The organism is Kitasatospora sp. NPDC059599, assembly GCF_042735125.1.
GTDB lineage: Bacteria > Actinomycetota > Actinomycetes > Streptomycetales > Streptomycetaceae > Kitasatospora.
This window is the reverse complement of record NZ_JBHWCL010000024.1, coordinates 60,760-84,798: the sequence shown is the minus strand read 5'-3', so window position 1 is coordinate 84,798 and position 24,039 is coordinate 60,760. Positions and strand designations below refer to the sequence as shown.

The 24,039-nt window shown below is 73.6% G+C and carries 23 protein-coding genes and 1 pseudogene; 13 read left to right on the top strand and 11 right to left on the bottom strand.

What is annotated here, in order from left to right:
• On the bottom strand, nt 1-1,343 hold a 1,343-nt coding region (locus ACFV04_RS12000; protein WP_380528649.1), incomplete at its 3' end, for a heavy metal translocating P-type ATPase.
• A gap of 412 nt (nt 1,344-1,755) precedes the next feature.
• On the opposite strand from ACFV04_RS12000, the pseudogene ACFV04_RS11995 reads away from it, so the two are divergent.
• Together ACFV04_RS11995 and ACFV04_RS11990 are read left to right on the top strand one after the other, a co-directional pair.
• Nucleotides 1,756-2,016 (top strand): annotated as a pseudogene (locus ACFV04_RS11995) (metal-sensitive transcriptional regulator); the annotation flags it as partial.
• A 98-nt stretch (nt 2,017-2,114) separates the two neighbouring features.
• Nucleotides 2,115-3,092 carry a hypothetical protein gene (locus ACFV04_RS11990; RefSeq protein ID WP_380528647.1) on the top strand — a complete coding sequence of 326 codons (978 nt, stop codon included), beginning with the start codon at nt 2,115-2,117 and terminating at the stop codon, nt 3,090-3,092.
• 457 nt (nt 3,093-3,549) lie between these two features.
• Here ACFV04_RS11990 and ACFV04_RS11985 read toward each other — a convergent pair whose 3' ends face one another.
• The 3 genes from ACFV04_RS11985 to metF form a co-directional block, all read right to left on the bottom strand.
• A complete protein-coding gene (locus ACFV04_RS11985) occupies nt 3,550-4,023 on the bottom strand; it encodes a hypothetical protein (protein ID WP_380528645.1) in 474 nt (157 codons plus the stop codon).
• A gap of 50 nt (nt 4,024-4,073) precedes the next feature.
• Entirely contained in the window at nt 4,074-5,246 is a 1,173-nt protein-coding gene (locus ACFV04_RS11980) for a permease (protein WP_380528643.1), read from the bottom strand.
• 266 nt (nt 5,247-5,512) lie between these two features.
• Nucleotides 5,513-6,457 (bottom strand): methylenetetrahydrofolate reductase [NAD(P)H], encoded by a 945-nt coding sequence (metF, locus tag ACFV04_RS11975; RefSeq protein WP_380528641.1) that lies wholly within the window; start codon nt 6,455-6,457, stop codon nt 5,513-5,515.
• Between the two features lie 235 nt (nt 6,458-6,692).
• Between metF and ACFV04_RS11970 the strand changes: the two genes are divergently transcribed.
• The 3 genes from ACFV04_RS11970 to ACFV04_RS11960 all read left to right on the top strand — a co-directional run bounded on the left by ACFV04_RS11970 (nt 6,693) and on the right by ACFV04_RS11960 (nt 8,055).
• Nucleotides 6,693-7,013, top strand: a complete 321-nt coding sequence (locus ACFV04_RS11970; RefSeq protein ID WP_380338726.1) for a heavy-metal-associated domain-containing protein — start codon at nt 6,693-6,695, stop codon at nt 7,011-7,013.
• A 110-nt stretch (nt 7,014-7,123) separates the two neighbouring features.
• A complete protein-coding gene (locus ACFV04_RS11965) occupies nt 7,124-7,405 on the top strand; it encodes a metal-sensitive transcriptional regulator (protein WP_380338723.1) in 282 nt (93 codons plus the stop codon).
• 356 nt (nt 7,406-7,761) lie between these two features.
• Nucleotides 7,762-8,055 carry a hypothetical protein gene (locus tag ACFV04_RS11960; RefSeq protein ID WP_380338720.1) on the top strand — a complete coding sequence of 98 codons (294 nt, stop codon included), beginning with the start codon at nt 7,762-7,764 and terminating at the stop codon, nt 8,053-8,055.
• Nucleotides 8,056-8,149: 94 nt separating this feature from the next.
• On the opposite strand, the gene ACFV04_RS11955 is transcribed toward ACFV04_RS11960, so the two are convergent.
• From ACFV04_RS11955 to ACFV04_RS11945, 3 genes are all read right to left on the bottom strand, one after another.
• The gene (locus tag ACFV04_RS11955) at nt 8,150-8,695 is read right to left on the bottom strand and encodes an MOSC domain-containing protein (protein ID WP_380528638.1); all 546 of its coding nucleotides are present in this window, start codon (nt 8,693-8,695) and stop codon (nt 8,150-8,152) included.
• 122 nt (nt 8,696-8,817) lie between these two features.
• A complete protein-coding gene (locus tag ACFV04_RS11950) occupies nt 8,818-9,147 on the bottom strand; it encodes a branched-chain amino acid transporter permease (protein WP_380528636.1) in 330 nt (109 codons plus the stop codon).
• Nucleotides 9,140-9,994, bottom strand: a complete 855-nt coding sequence (locus tag ACFV04_RS11945) for an AzlC family ABC transporter permease (protein ID WP_380528634.1) — start codon at nt 9,992-9,994, stop codon at nt 9,140-9,142. Before ACFV04_RS11945 ends, ACFV04_RS11950 begins: the two co-directional genes overlap by 8 nt.
• Nucleotides 9,995-10,056: 62 nt before the next feature.
• On the opposite strand from ACFV04_RS11945, the gene ACFV04_RS11940 reads away from it, so the two are divergent.
• Nucleotides 10,057-10,515 carry an Lrp/AsnC family transcriptional regulator gene (locus ACFV04_RS11940; RefSeq protein ID WP_380338710.1) on the top strand — a complete coding sequence of 153 codons (459 nt, stop codon included), beginning with the start codon at nt 10,057-10,059 and terminating at the stop codon, nt 10,513-10,515.
• Between the two features lie 41 nt (nt 10,516-10,556).
• Here the strand turns inward: ACFV04_RS11940 and ACFV04_RS11935 are convergent, their stop codons facing one another.
• Nucleotides 10,557-11,258 (bottom strand): TetR/AcrR family transcriptional regulator, encoded by a 702-nt coding sequence (locus ACFV04_RS11935; RefSeq protein WP_380528632.1) that lies wholly within the window; start codon nt 11,256-11,258, stop codon nt 10,557-10,559.
• 102 nt (nt 11,259-11,360) lie between these two features.
• Here ACFV04_RS11935 and ACFV04_RS11930 point away from each other — a divergent pair, with 102 nt between their 5' ends.
• On the top strand, nt 11,361-13,100 hold the full coding sequence (locus tag ACFV04_RS11930; protein WP_380528630.1) for an FAD-dependent monooxygenase: 1,740 nt from the start codon (nt 11,361-11,363) through the stop codon (nt 13,098-13,100).
• Here the strand turns inward: ACFV04_RS11930 and ACFV04_RS11925 are convergent.
• Nucleotides 13,082-13,519, bottom strand: coding sequence for a DUF4345 domain-containing protein (locus tag ACFV04_RS11925; protein ID WP_380528628.1), 438 nt, complete (start codon nt 13,517-13,519; stop codon nt 13,082-13,084). The genes ACFV04_RS11930 and ACFV04_RS11925 overlap by 19 nt on opposite strands.
• Nucleotides 13,520-13,738: 219 nt before the next feature.
• Here ACFV04_RS11925 and ACFV04_RS11920 point away from each other — a divergent pair, with 219 nt between their 5' ends.
• Both ACFV04_RS11920 and ACFV04_RS11915 read left to right on the top strand, forming a co-directional pair.
• Nucleotides 13,739-14,428 (top strand): TetR/AcrR family transcriptional regulator, encoded by a 690-nt coding sequence (locus ACFV04_RS11920; RefSeq protein WP_360261998.1) that lies wholly within the window; start codon nt 13,739-13,741, stop codon nt 14,426-14,428.
• Between the two features lie 86 nt (nt 14,429-14,514).
• Nucleotides 14,515-15,804, top strand: a complete 1,290-nt coding sequence (locus tag ACFV04_RS11915; RefSeq protein ID WP_380528626.1) for a cytochrome P450 — start codon at nt 14,515-14,517, stop codon at nt 15,802-15,804.
• A gap of 114 nt (nt 15,805-15,918) precedes the next feature.
• Here the strand turns inward: ACFV04_RS11915 and ACFV04_RS11910 are convergent, their stop codons facing one another.
• Complete coding sequence (locus ACFV04_RS11910) at nt 15,919-17,121, bottom strand: Dyp-type peroxidase (RefSeq protein WP_380528624.1); 1,203 nt, start codon at nt 17,119-17,121, stop codon at nt 15,919-15,921.
• A gap of 43 nt (nt 17,122-17,164) precedes the next feature.
• On the opposite strand from ACFV04_RS11910, the gene ACFV04_RS11905 reads away from it, so the two are divergent.
• Both ACFV04_RS11905 and ACFV04_RS11900 read left to right on the top strand, forming a co-directional pair.
• A complete protein-coding gene (locus ACFV04_RS11905) occupies nt 17,165-18,529 on the top strand; it encodes a right-handed parallel beta-helix repeat-containing protein (protein WP_380528622.1) in 1,365 nt (454 codons plus the stop codon).
• Nucleotides 18,530-18,859: 330 nt separating this feature from the next.
• A complete protein-coding gene (locus ACFV04_RS11900) occupies nt 18,860-20,224 on the top strand; it encodes an MFS transporter (RefSeq protein ID WP_380528620.1) in 1,365 nt (454 codons plus the stop codon).
• Nucleotides 20,225-20,491: 267 nt separating this feature from the next.
• Here the strand turns inward: ACFV04_RS11900 and ACFV04_RS11895 are convergent, their stop codons facing one another.
• Entirely contained in the window at nt 20,492-22,510 is a 2,019-nt protein-coding gene (locus ACFV04_RS11895) for a heavy metal translocating P-type ATPase (RefSeq protein WP_380528618.1), read from the bottom strand.
• 98 nt (nt 22,511-22,608) lie between these two features.
• Between ACFV04_RS11895 and ACFV04_RS11890 the strand changes: the two genes are divergently transcribed.
• Both ACFV04_RS11890 and ACFV04_RS11885 read left to right on the top strand, forming a co-directional pair.
• Entirely contained in the window at nt 22,609-22,974 is a 366-nt protein-coding gene (locus ACFV04_RS11890) for an ArsR/SmtB family transcription factor (RefSeq protein WP_380338687.1), read from the top strand.
• A gap of 364 nt (nt 22,975-23,338) precedes the next feature.
• Nucleotides 23,339-24,028, top strand: a complete 690-nt coding sequence (locus ACFV04_RS11885; protein WP_380338684.1) for a 2OG-Fe dioxygenase family protein — start codon at nt 23,339-23,341, stop codon at nt 24,026-24,028.
• The last annotated feature ends 11 nt before the right edge of the window (nt 24,029-24,039 follow it).

The following is a 24,039-nucleotide window of genomic DNA, read 5'->3' as shown; positions in this document are numbered from 1 at the left end:
GTGACGGTGCCGGTCTTGTCCAGGACGACGGTGTCGACCTTGCGGGTGGTCTCCAGGACCTCGGGGCCCTTGATCAGGATGCCGAGCTGGGCGCCACGGCCGGTGCCGACCAGCAGCGCGGTCGGAGTGGCCAGGCCCAGGGCGCACGGGCAGGCGATGATCAGCACCGCGACCGCCGCCGTGAAGGCGGCGGTCCAGCCCTCGCCGGTGCCCAGCCAGTAGCCCAGGGTGGCCACCGCGAGGGTGATCACGATCGGCACGAAGACCGCGGAGATCCGGTCGGCGAGGCGCTGCGCGGCGGCCTTGCCGTTCTGCGCCTCCTCGACCAGCCTGGCCATCCGGGACAGCTGGGTGTCCGCTCCGACCCGGGTCGCCTCGACCACCAGCCGGCCGCCGGCGTTGACGGTGGCGCCGGTGACGGCGGCGCCGACCCCGACCTCGACCGGGACGGACTCGCCGGTCAGCATCGAGGCGTCCACCGCCGAGGCACCGTCGACCACCACGCCGTCGGTCGCGATCTTCTCGCCCGGCCGGACCACGAAGCGGTCCCCCACGGCGAGGTCGGCGATCGGGATGCGCACCTCGGCTCCGCTGCGCAGCACCGTCACGTCCTTGGCGCCCAGTTCCAGCAGTGCCTTCAGCGCGGCTCCGGCGGTCCGCTTGGAACGGGCCTCGAAGTAGCGGCCGGCCAGGATGAAGGCGGTGACGCCGGCCGCCGCCTCCAGGTAGATGTCGGACGCGCCGTCGCTGCGGGCGATGGTGAACTCGAAGCCGTGCCGCATGCCCGGCATCCCGGCGTCGCCGAAGAACAGCGCCCACAGCGACCACAGGAACGCGGCGCCGGTGCCGAGCGAGACCAGGGTGTCCATCGTCGCGGCGCCGTGCTTGAGGTTGGTCCAGGCGGCCCGGTGGAACGGCCAGGCGGCGTAGGTGACGACCGGCGCGGTCAGGGTCAGGGACAGCCACTGCCAGTTGTCGAACTGCAGGGCCGGCACCATCGCCATCGCGATCACGGGCACGGCGAGCGCCAGCGCGGTGAACAGCCGGGCACGCAGCGGGGCCAGCTCGTCCGCCCGCCCGGCCTGCTCGCCGGCCGGGCCCTCGCCGGCCGGGGGCTCGGGCAGCGCCGCGGAGTAGCCGGTGGCCTCGACGGTGGCGATCAGGTCGGCGACGTCGACGCCGCCGTCGAAGGAGACCTTCGCCTTCTCGGTGGCGTAGTTGACGCTGGCGGTGACGCCGTCCATCCGGTTGAGCTTCTTCTCGATGCGGGCGGCGCACGAGGCGCACGTCATGCCGCCGATCGAGAGTTCCACCTCCGCGGAGGCGGGTGCCTGCGTAGTCATCGTCGCTCCTCGTGACAGTCGTCTTGCCGGTCGTCCTGCGGTCGTGCTCTGCGGTGCGTTGCCGTGCTGCCGTGGTGCTGCGTTCGACGGCCGGGCCTTCGTACCCATGAGGGGTATCGGGCGGCGCCGGGTTCATTTATACCCCCGAGGGGTATCGACAGCAAGCCCTGATAGATACCCCCTGCCGGTATTTTTCCCCGGCGTCGACCCGCTTGACTTGATACCCCCATGGGGTATTCACTCAGGGGCGTCGGACCGAAGCGTCACGGGCTCGACCGAGCACACCGCGCACGTCCGCGCTCCCGCGCTCCCGCGCTCCCGCGCTCCCGCGCCGCCGCACACCCGCACACCCGCACACCCGCACTCGCGCCGGAAATCCGAGGAGGCCCGCATGGCCGGCTACAGCACCGAGAAGGACCGGCTCCTGCGCAGACTGCGCCGCGTCGAGGGCCAGATCCGGGGCCTCCAGCGGATGGTCGACACCGACACCTACTGCATCGACACGCTGACCCAGGTGTCGGCCGCCACCAAGGCCCTCCAGTCCATCGCGCTGAACCTGCTCGACGCCCACCTCAGCCACTGCGTCCATGACGCCATCGCGGGCGGCGGCGCCGAAGCCGACGCCAAGGTCGCCGAGGCCTCCCAGGCGATCGCCCGGCTCATGCGCGCCTGAGCCCGCCGCAGGCCGCCCCTTCCGCAGGCCCGCACCCCCCCCCCGCCCTGCCCGGACGCCACCCGCCGTACGTCACCAGCCCCGAGGAGAACCCCGCCATGAACACCGCGCTGCGCATCACCGCCTTCACCGCCGGCCTCGCGGCCGCCTTCGGCCTCGCCCTCGGCGTCGGCAACGCCACCGGCAGCGTCCCCTCCCCCAAGCCCGCCACCACCGGACACGGAGGCCACGGCACCGGGGCCCCGGGACAGCAGTCCGGCGGGCACGCCGGACACGACGAGGCCCCCGGACACGACGAGGCCCCCGGGGGCGGCACCGCCGCCGAGCACCTGCCCGGCGGGCTGCAGATCTCCGAACGCGGCTACACGCTCAGCGTCGAACAGCCCTTCGTCACCGCCGGCTCCCCCACCGACCTGCGCTTCCGCATCCTCGGCGCGGACGGCAAACCGGTCACCGCCTACCGGCAGCAGCACGAGAAGGAACTCCACCTGATCGTCGCCCCGCGCGACCTGTCCACCTTCCAGCACCTGCACCCGACGCTCGCCGCCGACGGCACCTGGAGCGCCCCCACCGCCGTCCCCGCCGCCGGGGAGTACCGGGTCTACGCCGACTTCACCCCGGCCGGCGCCACCGAGGGCCTCACCCTCGGCGCCGACCTGCACGCCTCCGGCGACCTGCACCCGGCCCCGCTCCCGGAGACCGGACGGACCGTCACCGTCGACGGCTACACCGTCACCCTCGGCGGCGACCTCACCCCCGGGCACAGCGGCACGCTCACCCTGAGCGTCAGCAAGGACGGCCGGCCGGTCACCGACCTCCAGCCCTACCTCGGCGCGTACGGCCACCTGGTCGCCCTCCGCGCCGGCGACCTCGCCTACCTCCACGTGCACCCGGACACGACCACCCCGGGCCCGGAGATCGGCTTCACCACCACCGCCCCGAGCACCGGCAGCTACCGGCTCTTCCTGGACTTCAAGCACCAGGACACCGTCCGCACGGCCGCGTTCACCCTGACCACCGGCGACACCCCGGCCCCGGCCCGGCCGACCGAGGCGGCCGGCGGACACCAGCACTGAACAGGCCACGAACGGCCCGGCACCGGGCGACCCTCGGACGATCGTCCGGCGCCGGGCCGTTCACCCGCGCACGTGACCGGATCAGTCCGTGGCCTTGGGATGACCGGTGCCCGCATACGTGATCCATGCCGTGCGATTGGCGTCATCGATCAGGTACCGGACACATCCGCCACCCGTGACCTCGAACTGCCAGCGTTCGAGTGGGTGCCCCTTGAAGGTGCCGGTACCGAGACTGCCCTTGAGCTGGTGCTGACGACTGGGGCTGTCGGCGGCGCGAGGGGTCGCACGGATCTTCTCGAACGCGCGGCGCAGGTTCCCTGCCGCCTGGCCGAGGTGTTCCCAGCCCTCTGCCGCTTCGGAGTCGGCGAACCGGAGGTCGTACTCTCCCCCAGCCTCCGGCCGGGAGGTGCCCCCACACCGGTCGGGGGCGGCGCGGCTCGCTCCCCCCTCTTCGGACTCACTCCGCCGCCTCGGGCAGGGGAACGGGCCCGATGTCGCCCTCGGGTTCGCGGGTGAGGATGGCGTGCAGTGCGGGGTCCGCGCAGATCTCGGCGCTGTGCTTCCACTGGGTGAGCAGGAGCGCGATCGGGGCGAGGTTGTCCAGTGCCACGGCTCCGCGTGCCGTGTCGACCAGTTCGGCGAGCAGGAGGTCGATGTCCTCGTCGGGCAGGAAGGTGATCCACGGCAGGGCTTCGGGCAGTGCCTGCCGGAGGGCGGCCGTATTCTCCGTACGCACCAGTCCGGCGAGGAGGCGGGCGGTGAAGTCCACGACCGTGGCGTCGCGCTCCATCTGGTCGATGTGCATCAGGGCGAGGTCCCCGGCGTCGCGCCGCCGGAGTCTCAGCGCACGGACGGCGTCCAGTCTGCGAGCGGTCGCCGCAGGGTGGTGGAGCAGCTCGCTGAAGGGCATGTCCTCGTAGGCCGCAGTCATGACATCCACACGAGCTCGGATGTCCTGGGAAATGCCGACCCGGGCACGCCTCACCGGTGGCCGTGGGGTTCGTTCCCGTCGGGGGCGTGGCCGTCCGGGGATCCGCCCATCATGCGGAGCATCGCCGCGCCGCCCGTGCGGAGGAAGCGGACGAGCATGGCGGCGGCCAGCAGGAGGAACACGATGTTGAGCCACGTCGTGTAGTTCCACTCGACGCCCGACATCGGGATCTCCGCGTCGCGCTCGTCCGGGATCAGGCCGAGCGCGCCGAACAGCACCTCGACCGCGTAGCCGGCGAGGACCATCGCCACGTAGAAGGTGCCGAGCAGGAAGCGTGCCATCCGGGCGCCGTAGTACTTCCGGTAGATGTTGAGGATCGGCAGGATCAGCAGGTCGGCGAAGATGAACGCGACGACTCCGCCGAAGCTGATCCCGCCCTTCCACAGCACCACCGCGAGCGGCACGTTGCCGATCGAGCAGACGAAGGACGCGATCGCCACCAGCGGGCCGACCAGTGGGCCCCAGATCTTGCCGGCGAGGGGGTGGTCGGCGAAGAAGAAGGCCTGCCAGAAGGAGTCGGGCACCCAGGCGGCGATGGCGCCGGCGATGAGCAGACCGAGGACGAGGTCGCGCAGGATCGCCGCCCACTCCATGACGAAGACGTGCGAGACGGACGTGAAGCCCCGGCCGGACAGCAGCCGCCGGGCGAACGGGCCCTCGCCGGGCACCGACATGTCCATCGCCGCGTGTCCCTCCATCGAGCCCGCCCGACCGTGGTCGGCCTGGTCGCGGGCCTCGCGCAGCAGCCGGTCGTGCAGCAGCCTCCGGAAGAGCACGGCGAGCAGCAGGATCATCACCGGCCCGCCGACGAACTCGGCTGCGGTGAACTGCCAGCCGAGCAACAGGGCCAGGATGATGCCGAGTTCGATGACCAGGTTGGTCGAGGCGATCTCGAAGGCCATCGCCGCAGTGAAGTTCGCGCCCTTGCGGAACAGCGAGCGGGCCAGTGCGACGGCCGCGTAGGAGCAGGACGAGGACGCGGCGCCGAGGCCGGCGGCGACGGCGAGGGTGCGGGGGCGGTCGTCGCCGAGCAGCCGGACCACGGTCGCCTTGTGGACGACGGCCTGGACGACGGCGGAGAGCAGGAAGCCGAGGATCAGGGCCCAGGTGATCTCCCAGGTCATCGATCCGGTGATGGACAGTGCGTGCAGGATCGCGTGCATGGCGGTCCGCCTCCGGTGGTGCCGCGGGACTCCGATGGGCGCCGGTCACGATATACCCGTACGGGGTATTCGGGAATCGAGGCGCGCCGTCACGCGGCGCCGGGCTGCCCGGACGGCGAGCCCACCGGGGACGGGCCGCGCACGGGAGGCGGCACGACGCCCAGGAGACCGGCTCGGCCCGGGGGTCGAACGGCCCGGCTGCACGGAGGGTTCGAACGCCCCGACCTGTCGCACGTTCACCCCCGTGCGGCCGCGACACCCTTCCGTCAGACGTGACTGCCGATCAGGGGCGGGGTCACCGGCGCCCCCGAAGGCCGGTCGAGTCCGAGGTTGCGGTGGATCTCCAGTGCGGCGGTGGAGCGGTTCAGGGTGATGTAGTGCAGGCCGGGCGCGCCCTCGCGGAGCAGGCGCTCGGCCATCCGGGTGGCGTGGTCGACGCCGATGCGGTGCGCGGCCGCGCGGTCGCCGCGGGCCGCCTCCAGGCGCAGCGCGAGTCCTGCCGGGAAGGACGCCCCGCTGAGTTCGGCGAAGCGGCCGATCTGGCGGACGTCGGTGGCGGGCATGATCTCCGGGATGACCGGGGTGTCACAGCCCGCCGCGGCCAGCCGGTCCCGCAGCCGCAGGTAGTGCTCGACCTCGAAGAACATCTGGGTGACGGCGTAGTCCGCGCCCGCGCGGCACTTGGCGACGAAGTGCCGGATGTCGTCGTCCCAGTCCGCGGAGCGCGGGTGGCGCTCGGGGAAGGCCGCCACGCCGACGGTGAACGCGCCGCACTCCTTGACCAGCCGCACCAGGTCGGCGGCGTGCCGCAGGCCCTGCGGGTGCGGCTCCCAGGCCCCGTTGGGGTTGCCGGGCGGGTCTCCGCGCAGGGCGAGCACGTCGCGGATCCCGACGTCCGCGTACCGCCGCAGTACGGCCTGGAGTTCGGCGGTGGAGTGACCGACGGCGGTCAGATGGGCCACCGGGCGCAGTGTGGTCTGCGCGGCGATCCTCTCGGTGGTCTCGATGGTGCGGTCGCGCGAGGAGCCGCCGGCGCCGTAGGTGACCGAGACGAAGGTCGGCGCGGTCGCCTCGACGCGTCGGATCGCGGCCCACAGGGCCCGCTCGCCGGAGTCGTCCTTGGCGGGGAAGAACTCGAAGGAGTACGTCCGTTCGCCGGCGGCGAGGGTCTCGCGCAGACCGCGCGGGCCGCGGCGGGTGGTCTGGTCCATGGGTTCACCTCGTGTGGTGGGGTCGGCCGTCCACCGGGTACGGGGACGCGCGTCCCCCACCCTGCCCGGGCACCCGCAACAGGGCCGTCACAGGCCGGTGTTGACCATCGTGCGAGCCGGGGAAATCCGTCGCCGCAACCTTCCAGGTACCCTAGGGGGGTATGGTATGTTCAGAAGCGAAGCAGCCGCCCGGCCACTCCGGGAGGCGCCGGGCACTGACGACAGGAGCACACCCATGAGCGAGAGCACCGTCACCGTCGAGTCGGCCACCGCCGAGGCCTCCTCCTGCTGCGGCTCGTGCGGCACCGGCACCGGCGCGGCCCCCACCGCCGGGTCCGCGCTGACCTCGGCCTTCCGGGTCGAGGGCATGACCTGCGGCCACTGCGTCAGCTCGGTCACCGCCGAGCTGAAGAAGCTCGACGGCGTCACCGACGTCGCCGTGGACCTCGCCTCCGGCACGGTCACCGTCGGCAGCACCCGCCCGCTCGTCGACGCCGCCGTGGCCGCCGCCGTCGACGAGGCCGGCTACGACCTGGTCGGCCGCCTCGACGGCTGACCCCCCGACGTCGGCCCGGACAGCGCCCCCACCCGTCCGGGCCGACTCCCCTCCCACCGCGCCCCGGTAGAGTGAGGGCCCTCCTCACCGCACAGGACCCGGAGACGGCCATGGCCAGCTACAGCGCCCACAAGGACGACTTCCTCAAGCGGCTGCGCCGCATCGAGGGCCAGATCCGCGGACTGCAGCGCATGGTCGAGCAGGACACCTACTGCATCGACGTCCTCACCCAGGTCTCCGCCGCCAGTCGCGCACTCCAGTCCTTCGCCCTCCAGCTCCTGGACGAGCACATCGAATGCTGCGTGCGCGACGCCATCGCCGAAGGCGGCCAGGAGGCGGGCACCAAGATCCGCGAGGCCAATCAGGCCATCGCCCGCCTCGTCCGCTCCTGATCCGGAGGACACGGCAGGACAGCGGAACGGGCCACGCGAAACGGGACAACGGGGAACGGGCCGACGCGGAACGGGCCGGAACCGTCCGGCACGGCGTCAGCTCGGCATCGGCACGGCAACGGCTCGACCCGTGGGGTGCGGCAGCGACGTCTGCCGCGCCCCACGCGCCTTGTCGGCCCCGCCCGTACGGGGTGGGGGTATCCGCTGCGGGCAGGTCATCCCGGTGAACGGGACCGGCCGGGCCGTCGACCCGGCGCCTCCCGTGCCGGCCCGGAAAATGCCGCCGGCGGTGTACGGGGCAGGGGTATCGGCGGGGCCCACCGAGCGTGCGGCACCAGCGATACGGGGGATCAGCCGTGTCATCGATCGCATTCGTCCGCCGGCTGGACGGGCTGGTCTACCGCTTCGACCCGGACGGCACCTTCAACGGCAGGCCGTCGTTCAAACGGACCGATCCGGACGTCTGGTGCCGCCGGCGGCCCGAACGCGGCTGGTGCACCGTCGACGCCGCCGGAGTGCCGAACTCCGGCCCGCTGCCCGGCGGAACGGCCGGTGCACCGTTCCCGCCGCTCTGCCCCTGGCGCAGCTGGAAGGCCGGCAAGTCCTACCTCTACGACCTGTGCCGCGTCGACGGGCAGCCACCGCGCTGACCCGGCCGCGGTCGACCAACTCCCCCGGCGGGCAAGCCCGGTACGGGCCGACGGGCGCCACGGCCCGGACCGGTCCCGGCCGGTCCCGACTGCATCAGACCCGGTCGAGCGCCCGGTGCGGACCCTCCGGCAGCTCGACCGCGATCGCGTCGCCGGGGCGGATCGCACCGCCGGTGCGGACGACGCCCATGATCCCGGCGCGACGCACGATCGTGCCGTCCTCCGCCCGGCCGACGACCTGCTTGAGCAGGCCCGGCCGGTAGTCGTCGATCTGCGCGCACGGATTGCGCAGGCCGGTGACCTCCACCTCCGCCTCGGCGCCGATCCGCAGCACCGCGCCGACCGGCAGGCCGAGCAGGTCCACGCCCTCGGTGGTGATGTTCTCGCCGAGCGCGCCCGGCGCCACGTCGAAGCCGGACTCGCCGAGCTCGGCGAGGAGTTCACGGTGGATCAGGTGGACCTGACGCAGGTTGGGCACGGTCGGGTCCTGGGCCATCCGCGAGCGGTGCCTGACCGTCACCCCGGCGTGCACGTCACCCTCCACGCCGAGCCCGGCGAGCAGCGTGATGCCGGCCCGGTTCGGCTTGGTGAACGAGTACTCGGCGTTGCTGCTGACTGCCACCACGGTGCCGCTCGTCATGCGTCGGACCCTCCTCGCGGACGTACGTTCGATCAGCGTCGAGCATAGGCCTCGTACAGCGGACGCCGGGCCGACGGGCGCCGGGCCGGGACCGGCGAACCCGGGGACCGGGACCGGCGGAGTCAGGGCCCGAACACCGCGCTCGCCAGGACGACGTTGACCGCCGTGCCGCCGACGATGCTCAGCAGGACGTTGCGGCGCCACAGGTGCAACCCGACGGTGACGGCGAGAGCCACCAGGGGCGCGGCGGCGCGCGCGTGGGACAGCGGGAGGTCGCGCAGGCAGTAGACCAGCAGGATCACCATGACCCCGGCCGGCATGCGCGTGCTGAGGTGGCGGACGGTCCGGCTGGCGCGCAGCGGGGCGAGCGCGGTGAACGGCAGGGCGCGCAGGCCCCAGGTGACGGCGGCCGAGACGGCGGCGGCCAGCAGCAGGTAGCGGGAGTCAGGCATCGGACGACCTCCGATCGGTGGGCGAAGCCTGGCCGGTAGGCGAACCCCGGTCGACGGGCGGCTTCCCGTCGGCGGGCGAACCCTGGCCGCCGGCCGGTCGCCGCCCGGATGAGACGCGCCGGACCAGCAGCGCGGCGGTGAACAACGCGAAGGCCACCGGCAGCATCTGGCCGGGGAGGACGAGCCGCGCGGCCAGGACGCTGAGCAGCGCGAGCAACGGGGTGGGCAGGTCGTCGCGGCGTTCGGCGACGGCCTCCAGGGCCAGCACGGCGAACAGGGCGGTCATCGCGAAGTCCAGGCCGGTGACGCGCTCGGGGATCAGCGAGCCGAGCAGGGCGCCCGCGGTGGCTCCGGCCACCCAGTACAGCTGGAAGATCACCTGGAGGGAGAGGATCCGCGCGCCGGACCACGACCGGGCCTGCCCGCCGGTGGTCATGGCGTACGCCTCGTCGGTCAGCGCAAAGGTGCTGTAGGCCTTGCCGCCGCGCCCGCGCACCCGGTGCAGCGGGAAGGAGAGCGCGTAGAACACGTGCCGTGCGTTGACCAGGAAGGCGGTCAGCGCGATCGTCGCCAGCGGCGCGACCGCCACGGTCAGGCCGACCAGCAGGAACTCGAAGGACCCGGCGTAGACGACGGCGGCGAACAGCGTCGAGGACCACCAGGGCAGGCCGGCGTGGATGATGACCACGCCGAGGGCGAGGCCGAGCGGGAGCAGGCCCAGCCCGACGGAGGCGGAGTCCTTGAACGCGGCCAGGGCCTCGGTTCGCAGCGGCGGCGACGGTGAAGGCGGCGGGGCCGCGAGGGCAGCAGGAAGGGGATCGCTCACTGCGACCGTAGGCGTGGACATACCGAAATCTTAGAAGAATTATCGGCACATATGGTTTCAAATAATTCCCCTACCATGTTCCTGTGAGCAATGAATTCATCCTCGATGCCATCGATCGCGAAATCTTGTTCCACCTGCGCCAGGACGGCCGACTGACCAATGTCGAACTGGCCAAACGGGTCGGCCTGACGCCGCCGCCGTGCCTACGCCGACTGAAGCGCCTGGAGGACGCCGGAGTCATCGCCGGCTACCGCGCCGTGATCAACCCGGAAGCCCTCGGCCAGGGCCTGGAGGTCATGGTCGACGTCGAGGTCTACGCCAACGACCTCAGGACCATCGAGGCCCTGGAGGAGACGCTGGCCTCCTACGAGGAGGTCGTCGAGTTCCGCCGGATGTTCGGCCGCCCCGACTACTTCCTGCGCGTCGCCGTCGCGGACCACGCCGCCTACAGCGCCTTCCTCACCGCCAAGCTCACCGGCCTGCCCGGCATCCTGCGGGTCGAGTCCCACCTGACCATGAAGAAGATCAAGACCGATTCCTGAGGCCCGCACACGGAAACGGGCGGAGCGGAACCGGTGAACCGTCAGTTCCCCGACGGTGCCTGCAGCAGCGGCAGCACGACCTCGTCCAGGACCTCCGCCACCACTAGGTCGGACGGCACGGCCGCGCCCACCAGGAACGCGTCCCGCAGGAGGTCGAGCGGCAGCGAGACGGTCCGCGGGGTGATCCGGGCAGGGTTGATCTCCCCCCGGTCGGCGGCGCGGCGCATCATCAGGCCGAGGCTGCTCACCGGACCCACGGCGGTCAGTCCGACGGTGAAGCCGGCGCGCAACTCGGCATCGCGCAGCAGGTCGACCAGGACGCCGTGGACGGCGTCCGTCGGCAGGTCGTCGAAGCGGTGCAGCAGGCTGCCCAGGAAGAGCGCCAGGTCGGCACGCAACTCGCCGGTGTCCGGAGGCTCCTGGTAGTCGGGGGCGTTGCGGCCGAGGGCGGCGATGACGAGCGCGGCACGGTTCGGCCAGCGGCGGTAGAGCACCGGCTTGCTGGTCCGGGCGCGGGCGGCGACGCCCTCCATGGTGAGCCGGTCGTAGCCGTGATCGGCGAGTTCGGCCCAGACGGCGTCCAGGATCGCCCGCTCCAGTTCACCGCCGCGCCGCCGCACCGGCTTGCCGCCCGCTGCGGCGTCCTCGGCCGCACCCTTCGCCACGCCCTCCACCCGGCCCTTCGCCACGTCCTCCGCCATGCCGCCTGCCGCGCCCCGCATCGAGTCCCGCACGTCCCGCACCCAGCTCCATAGATACGTTGCGTTTCTTATTGGTGGCAGTCTACAGTCGAAGAGAAGAAACGCACCGTATCTTATGGCCGGATGGCCAGGGGGAGATCCGTCATGCGCACCGTTCACAGCACCTCCGCCCGCACCAACCCAACCGCTGGCGACCCAACAGCCGACCCGACCGCCGCCCACCGAACCGCCCACCCGACCGAGGTCCTGGTGGTCGGCGCCGGCCCGGTGGGCCTCGCACTCGCCATCGGGCTGGCCCGCGCCGGAGTGGCCTGCCGCGTCATCGAGCGGGAGCCGCGGTTCCGCGACCGCGGCGTCCGCGGCAAGGGCGTCAACCCGCGCACCCTGGAGGTGTTCGACGACCTCGGCGTCGTGGACGCGATCCTCGATCGCGGCACGCTCGACCTCAAGGTCCGTACGTACGAGGGCAGTCGGCTCCTCGGCGAGGTCGATGCGGCACCCGGCAACCGCCCGACGCCCGACCGCCCGTACGCCGGCATGCTGCTGCTCGGCCAGCACCACACCGAGGAGGTGCTGCGCGCACGGCTCGCCGATTTCGGCGTCACCGTCGAGACCGGCACCGAACTCGTCGACCACACCCAGGACGCCGACGGCGTGCTCGCGACCGTCCGACGCGACGGCCGGACCGAGCAGCTCGGCGCCCGCTACCTGGTCGGCTGCGACGGCGGGCGCAGCGCCGTCCGCAAGCTCGCGGGCATCCCCTTCCTCGGCGAGACCTGGGAGGAGGAGCGGTTCCTCATGGCCTCGATGGAGGTCGACGGCCTGGACACCGGTGCCATGCACCTCTGGAACGACCCCCTGCTCGGCGTCGGCGCCCTGGCGATGATCCCCATGGCCGCCGACGCCACCTGGGCGGTGCACGCCTCCGTCGGCCAGGACGAGCACGGCGAGATCCCCGCCCCGACCGCCGAGACCTTCCGCCGGCTGTTCGCCGAACGCGCCGGACTGCCGGGGGTCACGCTGCACGAGCCGACCTGGTCCACCGTCTGGCGGCCGACGGTCCGCATGGTCGAGCGCTACCGTGACGGCCGGGTGCTGCTCGCCGGGGACGCCGCACACTGCCACTCCGCGGCGGGCGGCCAGGGCATGAACACGGGCATCCAGGACGCGCACAACCTGAGCTGGAAGCTGGCCGCCGTCCTGCGCGGAGCGCCCGGGACCCTGCTCGACAGCTACCAGGACGAACGGCTGCCCGTCGCCCGCGCCGTCCTCGCCGCCACCTCCGCCCAGCACAAGGCGCTCTTCAGCGCCGACGGCGCCCGCGCGCTGACCGACCAGTTCGTCAACCCGGCCGCCACCGGCTCCGACTTCACCGGACTCTCCGTCGGCTACCGGGGCGGGCCGCTCGGCCGCGACCTCGACGACACCACCGGCATCCGGGCCGGCGACCGCGCCCCCGACGCGCCCTGCACCCTCGCCGACGGCACGCCGACCCGGCTGTTCGACCTCCTGCGCGGCCCGCACTCCACCCTGCTGACCATCGGGGAGCACCCGGCACTGACCGGGCTGCCCACCGAGGCCGGCGCGCGGGCCGTCCCGGGCCCGCCCGCCACCGGCCCGCTCACGGCGGCGGGCCTGACCGCCGTCACCGGCCTGCGCCGGGCCGCCGTGCTCGACCCCGACGGCCACATCGCCCGGGCGTACGGGCTGCGCGGCGACGCCGTCGTCCTGGTCCGGCCGGACGGCTACGTCGCGCTCACCGGCGCCACCGCCGACCCGGGCACCGTCACTCACCCCGGCACCGGCACCCACCCCGACAGCGGCACCGGCACCGGCCCGGGCGCCGTCGCCGGGCGCCCCGGTGGCTACGCCCCGGTGGCCTGAGCCGACGCGGCCGGGCGGGCCCGCCCGCCGCGCCCGTCCGGCCGGGCCCGCTCGTCCGCGTCGGCGAGCCACAGGAAGGCCGGCGCCAGCCCGAGTTCGATCCCCATCAGCACCACCTGGAAGCCGTGCGGCCACCCGTCCACCGCGATGCCCAGCAGCCGCGCGAGGCCGCCCAGCAGGAACACCGCCGCCAGCCACCGCACCTCTCGGGCGGGCACCGGCGCCTGCCGGGCGGCCCGGATCCAGGCCACGCCGTACCCGGCGAAGACCGCGCCCATGAAGCGGCCGAAGCTGCCGACCGTCGGGCCGGCGTCCGCCGCCCCGGGCATCGCGGCGTTCCCCAGCAGAAGGTGGAGGAACCCGATCGCCACGCAGGCGACCCCCATCGTCCACGCGAGCACCCGCAGCGTCCTGGCCATGCCCTACCCACCCGTCGTCGGTCCCGTCGGAGCGCGTCGGTGTGACGCACGCCCTCAGCAGCACGCCCTCGGCAGCGCGCGTTCACCCGCACGCTCACCCGCGCGCACGCTCACAGCGCACGCTCGCACCACGTACGCCCGCATGGCGCACGCCTTGGTTGACACGCGTCTACCAAGCTAGCGGCCACCGGTAGACACGTGTCAAGTAACCTGGCGCGCATGCCAGTCCAGGAACGACGCCGCCGCCTCTCCCCCGCCGAGCGACGCGCCCAGCTGCTCTCCGTCGGCGCCCGGCTCTTCGCCGCCCGCCCGTACGAGGAGGTGCTGATGGAGGAGGTCGCCGAGCGGGCCGGGGTCTCGCGCGCCCTGCTCTACCGTCACTTCCCGAGCAAGCACGACCTGTTCGCCGAGGTCTACCGGCAGGCGGCCGACGAGCTGCTCGCCAAGTCCCGGTTCGATCCCGCCGACACCCTGGTCGAGCAGTTGGTCGAGGGCATGGACGCCCACCTGGACTACTTCATCGCCAACCGGCACGCCGTCCTCACCGCCAACCGCGTCCTGGCCGGGGACCAGGTGATCCAGACGATCATCTCGGAGGAGCTCGACGCCCTCCGGGGCCGCCTGCTGGGCGTGCTCCCGCTCGCGGACGAGGCCGCGCGGCGGGCCGTCTCGCAGGTCCTGCGCAGTTGGCTGGTGTTCGTCCGGGTGCTGGTCATCGACTGGCTGACCGAGGAGAGCTGCACCCGCGACGAGCTGCGCGACGCCTGCATCGGCGCGGTCCTGGGCGCACTCCGACCGTTCGTGCCCGTCGATCCGGCGCGGGGCGCACCGTTCGTGCCCGACGGTCCGGCGCGGGGCATACCATCGGGCACAACGGGAGAAGCGTCACAAGCGTCCAATTCCCTATGAAAATATGACAGCTTGACTCTCGGACTCCCTCCCGTCGACCAGCCGGCCCGCCCAGCGCGCCGCCCCGCCGACCCTCGAAGGGACCCATGGACTCCGCCGCCGACACCCGGACCGCCCTGCCCCCGCTCCACCGGCTCCCCGTCGCCCCCGCCCTTCCGCCCCACCCGACCACCCTCCCCGACGGCACCCCCGCCTGGCTGGTCACCCGCTACCAGGACGTCCGGCAGATCCTCGGCGACCCCCGGATCACCCGCGCCGACCTGCACGACGTCGGAACCGCCGGCACCACCGCCGACGTGGCCGCCAACCCGGCCTCCCTGTTCAACCAGGACGGCCCCGCCCACCGGCGGCTGCGCGGCACCGTCCAACGGGCCTTCACCCCGCGCGCCATCGCCGGCTGGCAGCCCTGGGTGGCGGCCGCCGTCCAGCAGTCCGTCGACGCGCTGGTCGCCGCCGGACCCCCCGCCGACCTGGTCACCGCGTTCGCCCGGCCGGTGCCCTTCGCCGTCACCACCCGGCTGATGGGGCTCGACGGGAACGGGCCGGACAGCCTGGACGAGGAGCGGCTGCAGCGCTGGACCCTCGCGCTGCTCGCCCAGGGCGACGAGCCCGCCGACGGCACCCCCGCCCCCGGGAACACGACCGGCAGCGGGACCGCGAGCACCGACGCCTCCACCACCGCGAGCACCACCGCAGGCACCATCGCCACCGACCACGCCGACGCGCTCGCCGAATACGGTGCGTTCACCGCGGAGTTGATCGAGCGCCGCCGCCGCGAGCCCGGCGACGACCTGGTCAGCCGGCTCGTCCGGGCCGCCGACCACGACGGCGGCATCCCCGAGGAATCGCTCGTCCACCTCGTCGCCGGACTCACCGCCAGCGGCAACGAGAGCGTCGCCGGCGCCCTCGGCAACGCCCTCGTCTACCTGCTCGGCGAACGCGCCGAGCACTGGCCGCGGCTCGCCGACCCCGACACCGCCGAACGCACCGCCGAACGCCTGCTCCACTTCATCCCGCTCGGCGACGACGAGGCCACCATCCGCCGCGCCACCGCGCCGATCGAGCTCGGCGGCGCCACCATCCCGGCCGGTTCCGTCGTCGCCGTCAGCCTGGGCAGCGCCAACCGCGACCCCGAGGTCTACCCCGAGGGCCTCGACGCCGACCTCGGCCTCCCCCTCGCCGCCCCCACCCTCGCCTTCAGCGCCGGCCCGCACTACTGCATCGGTGCCTGGCGCGTCCGGCTGGAGATGCGCGAGTCCCTGCACCGCCTCGCCACCGCCCTGCCCGGCCTCCGCCTCACCACCCCGGTCGCGGACGTCGCCTGGCAGCTCGGCGGCACCACCCGCAGCCCGGCCCGCATCCCCGTCGACTGGTGACCGCCGGGCCGTGCCGCCGCCGCACCCACCGCGGCGGCACGGCCCGAACCGGCACGAACCGGCATGCTTCGGACACCAGCACGCCCCGGCACGCCCCGACGGCGTGCCGTGCCGTCACCCGAACAAGCCCTCCCCCAGCACCCCGCCCTCCCCCACCCCCGGCAGGACGTACACCACCGCCGACGCCGTGTGTTCCAGGAACGGGTTCAGCGCGTCCCGCGCGGCCAGCCGGTTCTGCACCCGGGTGAACAGCGCCGGGTCCCGCATGAAGGCGCAGAACAGCAGGCCCCGGTCCCCCGGCCCGTCGTCGTAGCTGTAGCCGCGGCGCAGCATCCGGGCGCCGCCGTCCAACCGGGGGCTGGAGAGCCGGACGTGGGCGGTGGCCGGGATGACGTACGAGCCGTCGTGGTTCTTCGCGTAGATGTCCGGTTCGTCGTGCTCCGCCGTGCCGGTGAGCGGGGCGCCGTCGCCCTCCCGGCGCCCCATGGCGAGGTCCCTGCGGTCGGCGGGGAGCGCGGTGAAGGCGCCGGTGTCCATCCGGATCCGCCGGTAGACCAGGACCGTGCCGTGCTCGTGCGGTCCCGGCGGGCCCCAGACCCACTGCCGGGCGGCCTCCTCGTCCGGGTTCGCCGTGCCGTCCTTGAAACCGAACAGGTTCCTCGGGGTGACGCCCGCGGCCGTCCTGGGCAGGAAGCCGGACTGCGTCCACCGCACCGACGCGCCCGCGGCGACGGCCACCGCACCGACCTGCTCGGCGACGACGGACAGCGGCCAGCGGTCCGCCGCGCACAGCTGCACCAGCAGGTCGCCGCCGCCGCGCGCCGGGTCGAGCCGGTCCCCCGGGAAGGCCGGCAGCTCCGCCAGGACCGGCGCCGGAACGTCCAGCCCCAGCCGGCCCGCGAGCCCCGGACCGACCCCCACCAGGCCCGTGAGCCGGGCCGGTTCGCCGCCCTGCAGCCGCCCGTCCGCCGACGTGCCGCCGGCCGCAGCGGCGAGCACCCGGGTCAACTCCCCCAGCAGGCCGCGCAGTGCGGTCCGGCCGTCGGAGATGACGGCCGGCGCCAGGTCGAGGGCGACCAGCTGGGTGGCCGGCTGCTGCGGGGCCGTCACCCCGGCCTGCCGTTCGCCGCGGAAGGGGACCGACGGCTCGGGCGGCGGCGCCGCGGCCCGGCGGCCGTCACCGCCGCGGGCCAGCGCGGTGATCCCGGCGCCGACGCCGGCGGCCAGCACCGCGCCGCCCGCGAGCAGGGCCCTCCGGTCCGGACCGCTCGCGACAGTTCGTGGTCGGTCCTGCGCCTTTCCGGTTTCGGCATGCATGGGCGACATTGGAGACGATAGAACACGCCTTATGCAACTTGTGATGACACGTCAATTCGACACCGCCACGCCACCGTCACCGGGAAAGGCGTTCCGGAACTTCGTCCCCGCCCTGCTCACCGCCGCCGCGCTCGTCGTCTCCGGCTGTTCGTCCACCGGTTCGGCCTCGTCCGACGCGAAACACCCGGACGGCACGGTCGTTCGAGTCCCCCAGGACTTCCCGACCGTCCAGCAGGCCGTGGACGTGGCCCGCGAGGGTGACACGGTGCTGGTCGCCCCGGGGACCTACCGGGAGAGCGTCCGGGTCACCAAGCCGCGGATCGTGCTGCGCGGCACCGACCGCAACACCGTCGTCCTCGACGGCGGCGTGCGCCTCGTCAACGGCATCACCGTCACCGGCCCCGGCTCGGTGGTCGAGAACCTCACCGTCCACGGCTACCTGGCCAACGGCGTGCTGTTCACCGGCGTCACCGACGAGAAGCTGCAGCAGCACGGCGCCGGCGGCTCCGCCTACGACCCGCTGGACACCGCCCGTTTCCCCGTCGTCCAGGGCTTCCGCGCGAGCAACGTCACCGCCTACGACAACGGCCTGTACGGCATCTACGCCTTCGACGCGCGCGGCGGCGTCATCGAGGACTCGTACGCCTCCGGGCAGGCCGACTCCGGCATCTACGTCGGCCAGTGCAAGCCCTGCGACACCCTGGTGCGCGGCAACACCGTCGAGCGCAACGCCGTCGGCATCGAACTCACCAACGCCTCCGACGGGTTGACGGTCGTCGGCAACCGCGTCACCGGCAACCGGGTCGGCGTCACCGTCAACTCCAACGACCTGGAGGCCCTCGCCCCGCAGCACGGCGCCGTCATCGCGGGCAACGCCGTCACCGACAACAACGCCGCCGACACCCCCGAACAGGCCGACGGCGGTTACGGCATCGGCATCGGCATCGGCGGCGGCACGGCGAACCAGGTGCAGCGCAACCTCGTGCAGGGCAACCGCGCCGTCGGCATCGTCATCACCGACCCCCCCGGCCACCCGGCGAGCGGCAACCGTGTCGAGGGCAACCGCGTCACCGGCAACGGCACCGACCTCGCCATGGCCTCCGTCGACCCGAACAACTGCTTCAGCGGCAACCAACCCACCGTGCAGAGCCCGGAGAACCTGGAGGCCGCCGCCGGCTGCGGGATCCAGGCCCGCGGCCCGGTGCCCGCCGGCCGCACCACCGCGGTCCAGGCGCCGCCCGGTGTCCCCTTCAGCCAGGTCCCGGCCCCGCCCGCCCAGCCGTCGCTGCCCGACCCGAACGCCCCCGCCCGCCCCGCCACCGACCTCCCGGGGTCGGTCGACCCCGCCGCCTACCCGCTCCCCGAGTCCGTCACCGCCGTCCCGAGGCCCGGACCGGCCGCGCCCTGAGAACGCTGCCGGGCCCGTCCACCCGGTGCCCGGTGGGCGCGCGCTCGCGGGCGGCGCGGTGGCCGGCCGACTGCTCGCCGGACGGGTGCCCGAGGAGCGGGCCCGGCCGGTGGTTCCGGGCCTTGTTCCGGCGGGCGGTCCGACGACCCCGGTCACGGGCGCCTCCGGGCTCGGCCGGCCGGGAAACCCGTCAAGAGTTCGCAAACCCCCAGGACAGTCCGGACAGCTCGGGACGACCCCGACTTCCTTGCCGACACGCCCAGTTCGGGACAGCCAGGGCAGTTCGGATTCCGCCCGAACGTTCCTCCGCGGACATGACATACTGCGTCGGTGACCGCAGCAGACCTGGCCGAGAAGCCATCCAAAAGCCGTCCGCAGCTGGGCCGGAAGTTCACCTTGCTGTGGTCCGCCTCGGCGATCTCCTCGGTCGGCGACGGCATGCGGGACTCGGCCCTGCCGCTGCTCGCGGTGGCGGTCTCGGAGTCGCCGAGCGCGGTCTCGGTGGTCTCGGTCGCCGCCTCGCTGCCCTTCCTGGTGATGTCACTGTACGGCGGCGTGCTCGCCGACCGGTCCGACCGGCGACGGCTGATGTGGACCATCGACGCCCTGCGCGCCGTCGTCGTCCTGGGCTTCGCCTGCTGGGTCTTCTTCGCCGACCCGCCACTGCTCGCGCTCGCCGCCCTGGCCTTCCTGCTCGGCTGCGGCGAGACGGTCTTCTCCAACGCCGCCACCTCGGCCGTCCCCGAGCTGGTCCGCCCCGACCAGCTCGACGCGGCCAACGGCCGGATGCAGGCCAACATGCTCGTCGGCGGGAACCTCATCGGCCCGCTGCTCGGATCGGCCCTGTTCGCCGTGGCCGCCGGGTTCCCGTTCACCGTCGACGGCGTCTCCTTCGCGCTCGCCGCCGTCCTGGTCGCCGCGACCGGCCGCTCCACCGCCGCCCGCGCCCGGGCCGGCCGCCCGGTGCTCACCGAGATCCGCGAGGGCGTCAACTGGCTGTTCCGCCACCGCGAGGTGCGGATGCTCGCCGTCCTCTCCACCCTCGGCGCGCTGACCTGCTTCATGGGCACCACCATGATGGTCCTGATGGTCACGAAGGTCGTGAAGGCCCCCGCCGCCTCCTACGGCATCGTCCTCGCCGCCGGTGCGATCGGCGGCACCGCCGCGAGCACCCTGGCCGGCCGGCTCAGCCGGCTGCTCAGCCGCGGCACCCGGATCGCCCTCTCCTTCCTGCTGATGGGCGTCTCGCTGATCCTGATGGCGTTCAGCACCTCGGTGTTCGAGGTCGCCGCGCTGTACGGCGTCATCGGCTTCGGCATCGTCACCTGGAACATCCAGGCGGTCTCGCTGCGCCAGCAGGCCGTCCCGAAGGAGCTGCTCGGCCGGGTCAACAGCTGCTACATGCTGCTGAGCCGACTCGGCATCATGACCGGCGCCGCCCTCAGCGGCTGGATCGCCTCCGTCACCAACATCCGGACCCCGCTCGTCGTCGGCGGCACCCTGCTCCTCGTCCTCCTGGTCGCCGTGCTGTTCCTGCTCCCGCGGATGACCGCGATGGAGTCCCCGGCCCAGGAACCGGCCCAGGACCCGGCCCAGGCCCAGGAACCGGCCACCGGCGCCCCGGAGGCCACAGCGACCGCGTCCTCCTCCGCCGCGGGCACCGGCTCGGCCTCCACCTCCACCGAGAACGAGTAACCCCCGCCGGGGCGAGGCGGCTCCTTCCACCGGGCGAGGCCCCACGGCCGGACCGGCTGCCAACGTGCGGGCGGAAGGCCTGGCACGGGTCCGATCCGCCGCCCCGGAGCGTCCCATGACGTCCTGGCCCCGCTGCCGACCACCACCGGCAGCCGCCATCGCCGGCCACCTGACCGCCTGCTGCGCCCCGCCGCTTGCTCCGGGGTCCGCTGCGGGCCGCCGTCACGGTCGCGCGTCGGCGCCGCCGCCGGGCTCTGAGCCGGCCGCTCAGCTCCCGCCCGCCGCACGGGCGTCGGTCCACGCCGCCTCGCGCAGCAGTCGCAGCCCGTTGAGGCCGACGAGGACGGTCGAGCCCTCGTGGCCGAGCACGCCGAGCGGCAGCGGCAGAGTGGCTGTCAGGTCCCAGACGACGAGGACCGAGATGAACACCGAGGCGATCACCAGGTTCTGCACGACGAGGGAGCGCGCCCGCCGGGAGAGCGCCACCACGGCCGGGACGGTGGCGAGTTCGTCGCGCACCACGATCGCGTCGGCGGTCTCCAGGGCCAGGTCGGAGCCGGCCCGCCCCATCGCGACGCCGGTGTGCGCGGCGGCCAGCGCGGGCGCGTCGTTGACGCCGTCGCCGACCACCAGCACCTTCCGTCCGGCCGTCTCCTGCTCCCGGACGGCGGCGACCTTCTCCCTCGGCAGCAGTCCGGCACGCACCTCGGCGATGCCGACCTCGGCGGCCACCCGGGCGGCGGCACCCGGGTTGTCGCCGGTGAGCAGCACCGGCGCGCGGCCGGTGAGCCGGGTCAGTCCGGCGACGGTGGCGGCGGCGTCCGGGCGCAGCCGGTCGGCGAGGCCGAGCACGCCGACCGGCACGCCGTCCACCTCGACCAGGGCGGCGGTGCGTCCGGCCTCCTCCAGGGCGGCGGCCAGCCCGGCCGCTTCGGTCGAGGCGGCGTCCGTCCGGCCGTTGACCAGCCGCACGGGCGCGCCGACGGCGACGACCCGGCCGCCGACGGTGGCGGTGACACCGGCCCCGGGGACGGAGGCGAAGTCCTCGGCGGGGGCCGGGGTGACGCCCCGGCTGCGGGCGGCGTCCACGACGGCACGGGCGAGCGGGTGCTCACTGGCGTGCTCGGCGGCGGCCGCGAGCGCGAGCAGCCCGTCATCGGAGAGGCCCGAGCCGCTCAGCGCGTGGATCTCGCTGACCCGGGGTGTGCCCTCGGTCAGGGTGCCGGTCTTGTCGAGGGCGACGGCGTCGGCCTGCCCGAGGCGCTCCATCACGACGGCGGACTTGACCAGCACGCCGTGCCGTCCGGCGTTGGCGATCGCGGAGAGCAGCGGCGGCATGGTGGCCAGGACGACGGCGCACGGGGAGGCGACGATCATGAAGGTCATCGCCCGCAGCAGCGAGCCGGTGAACGCGGCGCCGAGGGCGAGCGGCACGGCGAAGACGGCGAGGGTCGCGGCCACCATGCCGATCGAGTAGCGCTGTTCGACCTTCTCGATGAACAGCTGGGTGGGCGCCTTGGTCTCGGAGGCCTCCTCGACCATCGTCACGATCCGCGCGATCACGAAGTCGGAGGCGTCGCGTTCGACCTTCACCCGCAGCACGCCGGTGCCGTTGAGGGTGCCGGCGAACACCTCGTCGCCGGCCGCCTTGGCGACCGGGAGGGGCTCTCCGGTGATGGTGGCCTGGTCGACGTCGCTCGCCCCGTCCAGGACCCGTCCGTCGGCACCGATCCGCTCGCCCGGCCGCACGAGGACGGTGTCGCCGACGGCCAGTTGCCCGGTCGGCACGGTCTCCTCGGTGCCTCCCCCCGCCTCCGGCCGGGAGGTGCCCCCATCCAGCAGCCGGGTCGCCGTGGTGGGGGCGAGGTCGAGCAGCCCGCGCACCGAGTCGGCGGTCCGGGCGGTGGCCACGGCCTCCAGGGCGCCGGAGGTGGCGAAGATGACGATCAGCAGCGCGCCGTCCATGACCTGCCCGACGGCGGCGGCGCCGAGCGCGGCGACGATCATCAGCAGGTCGACGTCGAGCGTCTTCTCGCGCAACGCCCGAAGGCCCGCCCAGGCGGGCTCCCAGCCGCCGGTCGCGTACGCCAGCGCGTACAGCGGGCCCCAGGCCCAGGCGGGGGCACCGGCCAGTTGGAGCGGCAGGGCGATCAGGAACAGCACCGTCGCGGCGGCGGCCCAGCGGGCCTCGGGCAGCGAGAGCACCCGGGTGCGCCGCCGGGGCGCGGTGTCCGGACGCGGGGCGGCCGGGGGTGCGGGGCGTTCGGTCAGGGTGGTGGAGGACATGGCGGAGAGGACCTTCAGGGCAAGGCGCGGCCAACGACCCATCCACCATACATGAACATATGAACGCCCCTTCATGTATGAGTTGTAGTATTGGCGCCATGGGTCATGGAGCCGCCCCCGCCACCGCCGTCCCGCACACGCGCCTGGACGCCGTCAGCGCTGCCCGGGTGGCCACCACCCTCCAGGCCCTGGCCACCCCCTCCCGCCTGCTGATCCTCTCCCGCCTGCGCGAAGGCCCCTGCGCCGCCACCGAACTCGCCACCGAGGTCGGGATGGAGCAGTCCGCCTGCTCCCACCAGCTGCGCCTGCTCCGCAACCTCGGCCTGGTGGTCGGGCACCGCCAGGGGCGCTCGGTCGTCTACGCGCTCTACGACAACCACGTCGCCGCGCTGCTCGACCAGGCCGTCTACCACATCGAGCACCTGCGCCTGGGGCTCAGCGACGCACCGGACGTCTCCGAGTAGCACCATCGCCGTAGCGGACGTCGCCGAGGAGCAGGCCGGCAGCACGCAGCAGGCGGGCGCCGAGGAACGGGCACCCGCCCGGTTCGACGGGGCCACCGCCCGTCCTGCGGGCGGCGCCCCGCCCCGCCCCGGGTCGCCCCGGGCCGGGCACCCACTTCTTCGTACCCGGCGTGTCCGGATCACGTCATGCCGGATCCGGAAGCCCGGATCGCTTGAACGCCGCGGTCACCGCGAATGACGATGGTCATCGCAGGAGCGATCCGTCCGACCGGGCCGGTGCCCGGTTCGGGGTCCGGTGTGCCTGCGTCCCCCCTCGTGGCCTCCATTGCGTCGACTGACACCCCACAGAATGGCTGGCTTTCGCATGGCGCTCAACGATCGGCACTACCAGTTCTTCTCCGTCCCGGAGCTGGACGCCTCCGTCCTCCGGGAGTTCCCGACCCTCCCTCTCGACCGGTACTGCGACGGCAAGTTCCGCCACCGCCGGTTCTCCCAGTACCGGATCGCCCACGACAGCGGCGGCGGCTGGCAGTTGGAGCTGCTGCCGCACCGCCCGTTCTGCCAGGCGACCCAGTTCAACGGCGTCACCGGCGGGCAGCTGCGCGACTTCGAACCGCTGCGGATCGACCCCGCCCCCCTGGTGCGGGCCGGCGCGGAGGAAGTGCCGCTGGACACCGCCACCGCCTGGCAGGTCGACGTGCACCAGTGGCGCATCGTCTCGGACGACAGCACCCGCGGCGTCTCGGTGCCGGAAGGACCGCATCAGGACGGGCACACCTTCAGCGTGATCGCCGTGATCGGCCGGGCCAACATCACCGGCGGCGAGACCCAGTTGATGCCGATGGACGACGACGAGCCCTTCGCGCGGACGGTACTGCAGCCCGGGGAGGCCGTCGTCCTCGACGACCGGAGGATGCGGCACTACGCCACCGACATCGCCGCGCCGCGCGGCCAGGAGGGGCACCGGGACCTCTTCCTGCTCGCCTACAACGCCTGGCCCGACCGGCGTTACGGCGAGGCGTACGAGAAGGCCGTACTCGCCGGCACCTGGTGACGGGTCCGCGG